Origin of the sequence: Corallococcus sp. AB045 (genome assembly GCF_003668895.1) — a bacterium.
Classification (GTDB): domain Bacteria; phylum Myxococcota; class Myxococcia; order Myxococcales; family Myxococcaceae; genus Corallococcus; species Corallococcus coralloides.
The window spans coordinates 1-4,275 of record NZ_RAWN01000363.1; the positions used below are offsets into that span (position 1 = coordinate 1).

General features: G+C 72.4%; 4 protein-coding genes and 1 pseudogene. 2 read left to right on the forward strand and 3 right to left on the reverse strand.

Going from position 1 to position 4,275, the window contains the following annotated elements; translation table 11 throughout:
• Both D7Y21_RS40440 and D7Y21_RS40445 read left to right on the forward strand, forming a co-directional pair.
• Nucleotides 1–194, forward strand: a pseudogene (locus tag D7Y21_RS40440) (nicotinate phosphoribosyltransferase); the annotation flags it as partial.
• A 42-nt stretch (nucleotides 195–236) separates the two neighbouring features.
• Complete coding sequence (locus D7Y21_RS40445; protein WP_121718554.1) at nucleotides 237–1,205, forward strand: nicotinamidase; 969 nt, start codon at nucleotides 237–239, stop codon at nucleotides 1,203–1,205.
• Between the two features lie 18 nt (nucleotides 1,206–1,223).
• Here D7Y21_RS40445 and D7Y21_RS40450 read toward each other — a convergent pair whose 3' ends face one another.
• The 3 genes from D7Y21_RS40450 to D7Y21_RS40460 all read right to left on the reverse strand — a co-directional run bounded on the left by D7Y21_RS40450 (nucleotide 1,224) and on the right by D7Y21_RS40460 (nucleotide 4,132).
• Nucleotides 1,224–2,339: a glycerate kinase gene (locus D7Y21_RS40450; RefSeq protein ID WP_121718555.1), complete on the reverse strand. Its 1,116-nt coding sequence runs from the start codon at nucleotides 2,337–2,339 to the stop codon at nucleotides 1,224–1,226.
• 82 nt (nucleotides 2,340–2,421) lie between these two features.
• On the reverse strand, nucleotides 2,422–2,916 hold the full coding sequence (locus tag D7Y21_RS40455) for a YkgJ family cysteine cluster protein (protein WP_120566831.1): 495 nt from the start codon (nucleotides 2,914–2,916) through the stop codon (nucleotides 2,422–2,424).
• A 64-nt stretch (nucleotides 2,917–2,980) separates the two neighbouring features.
• Nucleotides 2,981–4,132 carry a class I SAM-dependent rRNA methyltransferase gene (locus D7Y21_RS40460; protein WP_120566869.1) on the reverse strand — a complete coding sequence of 384 codons (1,152 nt, stop codon included), beginning with the start codon at nucleotides 4,130–4,132 and terminating at the stop codon, nucleotides 2,981–2,983.
• Between the last annotated feature and the right edge of the window lie 143 nt (nucleotides 4,133–4,275).

Sequence of the window (4,275 nt, forward strand, 5' to 3'; positions counted from 1 at the left end):
CGCTGGGGCTGGTGGGGCAGGCGGGGGAGGCGACGCCCCAGGGCTACTTCCCGCTGATGGAGTCGGCCCCGTCCACGCCGTCGCTGGTGGGGACCGAAGGCCTGACGCAGGAGGAGCAGCGCATCGGCTACACTGCCACCACGCAGGCGCTGGTGGAGTCCCTCACCCGGCGCCACTTCCCGCAGGGCCGCTGACGCCATGGGCGCGGCGGCGCTGATGGGCCTGGAGAGCACGTCATGCCGCTGCCGCTTCCCCGGTTCCACGACGACGCACGTGTCGGCCAGCTCTACCTGGAGCGCGTGGCGGAGGTCTCCCAGGAGGCCCACCGCTACGCCGCCGAGCACCGCGTGCGTCCGGCCCGCGAGGACCGCTTCCGCATCGCGGCGTTCGGCATCGACGCGCAGGTGGCCTTCTGCACGCCGGGCGCGAGCCTCTTCGTCCCGGGCGCGGTGGAGGACACGCAGCGCACGCTGCGCTGGCTGTACACGCACCTGGACCGGCTGACGGGGCTCGTCTTCTCGCTGGACACGCACCGGGCCTTCCAAATCTTCCATCCGGGGTGGTGGAGGGACGCGGAAGGGCGTCCGCCCGCGCCCATGACGGTCATCACCGCGAAGGACGTGCGGGAGGGCCGCTGGCGGGCGACGCGTTACCCGGAGGAGAGCCTGGCGTACTGCGAGGGGCTGGAGGCGAGCGGCCGGTATGTGCTGACCATCTGGCCGTACCACGCGCTGCTGGGTGGGCAGAGCCACGCGCTGGTGCCCGCGATGTACGAGGCGAGCCTCTTCCACGCGCTGGTGCGGGACACGCCCACGCACTTCGAGCTGAAGGGCGAGCACCCGCTGACGGAGAACTACTCCGTGATGGCGCCGGAGGTGACGGAGGTGAAGGGCCAGCGTGTGGGCGAGTTCAACGCGCGGCTGATGGAGCACCTGCTGTCGTTCGACCGCGTGTACGTCTTCGGGCAGGCCAGCTCGCACTGCGTGCTGTCCACGCTGCGCGACCTGCGGCAGTACCTGGAGCGCACGGACCGCTCGAAGCTTGGGAACATCTACATCCTGGAGGACGCGATGAGCCCCGTGCCCGCGCCTCCGTTGGACCCGCTGCCCGCGGCGCTGGACTTCCCGCGCGTGGCGAAGGAAGCGCTGGCGGGCTTCAAGGCCGCCGGGATGCAGGTGGTGCGGACGACGGATCCGATTCCGTAGGGACGCGCCGCGCTGTCGCTACCGGCCCAGGTGCGCGAGCGCCCACTTCGCGGTGGCGTCGCGCAGCGTCTCCCTGGCGGTGGCGCCGGGGCGGGCCTGCCCGTTCAGCTCCACCACCTCGCGGAAGAGGGACAGCTCCGGCCCGTTGTCCCGCTGCACGACGCCCGCGAAGAGCACCACGTGTGTGCCCTGCGCGCGCGCCAGCCTCGCGAGCGCCACGGGGCCCTTGCCCATGGACGTCTGCCGGTCGAAGCGCCCCTCGCCCGTGAGCACCAGGTCCGCTAGCAGCACGCGCCGCTCCATCCCCAGCGCCCGCGCCACCAGGTCATACCCGGACGTGAGCTTCCCGCCCCCGAGCGCCGCGAGCCCGTAGCCCAGGCCTCCGGCCGCGCCCGCGCCCGGGAGGTTCGCGGCGTCCTCGTCCACGATGCGGCAGAACGTGGCCAGCGCCGCCTCCAGCTCCTCCACCGCCGCCGCGTCCGCGCCCTTCTGCGGACCGAAGAGGCGCGCGGAGCCGTCCGCGCCCAACAGCGGCGTCGTCACGTCCGTGGCGATGAGCAGCTCCACCTGCTCCAGGCGTGGGTGCTTGCCGCTGGAGTCAACGCGCGAAAGCCTGGCGAGGCTCGCGCCCCCCGGCGGCAGCGGCGCCCCGTCCGTGTCCAGGAAGCGGAAGCCCAGCGCCTCCAGCGCGCCCTTGCCGCCGTCCGTGGTGGCGCTGCCGCCCAGGCCGACGATGAGCCGCTCGCACCCCGAGTCCAGCGCCGCGCGCAGGAGCTGCCCCGTGCCGTACGTGCACGCGGCCCGCGCATCCCGCTGCTCCGGCGGCACCCGCGCGAGCCCCGAGGCCTGCGCCATCTCCACCACCGCGGTGCGCCCGTCATCCAGCCGCGCCCAGCAGGCGTCCACCGGCGTGCCCATGGGGCCGCGCACGGTGAGCCTGCGGCGCTCGCCCTTCGGCATGCCCACGAGCAGCGCGTCCAGCGTGCCCGGACCTCCGTCCGCGAGCGGCGCCACGTCCAGCACCACGTCCAGCGAGGCCTGCCGCAGCCCCTCCGCCATGGCGTCCGCGGCCTCGGACGCGCTCAAGGTGCCCTTGAACTCCTGGGGCGCAAGCAGCCAGCGTGGGGGAATCATGCTCGGGCACCTACGGGCTTGGACCGCGCGGACACGGGGGGACTCCGGTGGGCGCTCCGCCACCGCGTCTGCAGCATGGACGTCATCGTTCCTCCCGGGCCGGGGCGGTACTGACCCCGGCATACCATTCCAGGAGGGGACGTGGTCCCCGCAGCGACGGCATCACGCGCTGTGAAATCCGCTCCAACCGCAGGAGGAGCTTGGACACCTCGTCCGACGGCTGCCGGGCGGGGCCCTGGATGCGCTGACAGAAGAACGTGCGGCACCCGAACGGCCGGTCCGCGTACACGGTGCAGCGCAGGCCCGCGGCGTCCAGGTAGGGGCAGGCGCCGTCGGCGCGGGGGGGCGGAAGGGGCTTGCTGCGCTTGAGCAGCTCCCACTCCGGGAGCCATAGCCAGGGCTGGCGCTTGGTGACGGCCAGCTGGCAGCACTCGCCGCTCGCGGGACACGAATACGGGGCGTACGCCTCGTCCGCCTGGCGGTAGACGGTGCGCGTCTCCTGGAGGGCGCGCTCCAACGCCCGCGTCCCGGACGCGGGGGTCTCATCGTCTGCGTCGTCCCAATCCCGGCGTGCCATGACTGAACCGTTCCCGCACGTCGGGGTCCGCTCGATGGACCCCTTGGATGGGTCCTACCCTATCTCACAGCATGCGCAGGACGAAACATTTGAGGTAGCGCGTCTCGCGCAGGTTGAGGAGGACGGGGTGGTCGCGGCCGGCGCCGCGGCGCTCGATGATCTGCACCCGGCGCTTCGCGTCCGCCGCCGCGGAGGCGAGCATCTCCTCGAAGGCCTGCTCATCCACGTGGTACGTGCAGCTCGCGGTCACCAGGATGCCGCCGGGGCGCAGGAGCTGGAAGGCGCGCAGGTTGAGCTCCTTGTAGCCGCGCACCGCCGCCGGGATCGCGTCCTTGTTCTTCGCGAAGGAGGGCGGATCAATCACGATGGTGTCGTAGCGCTTGCCCTCGTCCACCGCGTCGCGCAGGAAGTCGAACGCGTTGGCCGTCACGACCTCCAGGTTGGAGAGCTTGTTGGACTGGGCGTTGTCGCGCAGCTGCGCGGAGGCGGACTCCGAAATCTCCACCGCCGTGACGTGCTTCGCGCGCGTGGCCAGCTGGAGCGCGAACCCGCCCACGTAGCTGAAGCAGTCCAGCGCATCGCCGAAGGCGTACTGCGCCGCCATCACGTGGTTCTCGCGCTGGTCCAGGAACGCGCCCGTCTTCTGGCCCTCCAGCAGGTCCGCGCGCATGCGCACCAGCCCCTCGTCGAAGGAGACGGGGCCCGGCGGCAGCGCGCCGCGCAGCAGGCCCTTCTCCGGGAGGAGGCCCTCCAGGTGGCGCACGCTCACGTCGGAGCGGTTGACGATGCCCTTCGGGTGGAACTGCTCCTCCAGCAGGTCCGCGATGAGCGCCTTGCGCTGCTCCATGGCGGGGACCAGGAACTGCACGCTCAGGTAGTCGCCGTAGCGGTCCACCACGAGCCCGGGCAGGCCGTCCGCCTCGCCGTGCACCAGGCGGTACGTCGTCTCGCCGGGCAGCGCCAGCTTGCGCAGGCTTTCCGCGGACTGGAGGCGCTGGCGGAAGAAGTCCACGTCCACCGCGACGTCGTCGTTGGTGAGCCAGCGCAGCGAAATCTTGGACTGCTTCGAATAGAAGGCCTTGCCCATGAACCAGCCGCGGCCGTCCACCACGCGCACGACCTCACCGCCCTGGAGGCCGGGGTCGCCGTTGAGGTCCGCGCGGTAGATCCACGGCGGGCCCGCGAGCCAGCGGTCGGAGCCGCGGCGCAGGAGCATCACCTGGGGGATGCCGTCCGGGCCCAGCTCTGGCGACGTGCGGTCCGGCCGGAGCTTCTCGGGGCGATGTCCGTGCTTCTCCGGGCGATGGCCGGGCTTCTCCGGACGCGGGCCCGCCGTGGATCTACCGCGCGGACCTCAAC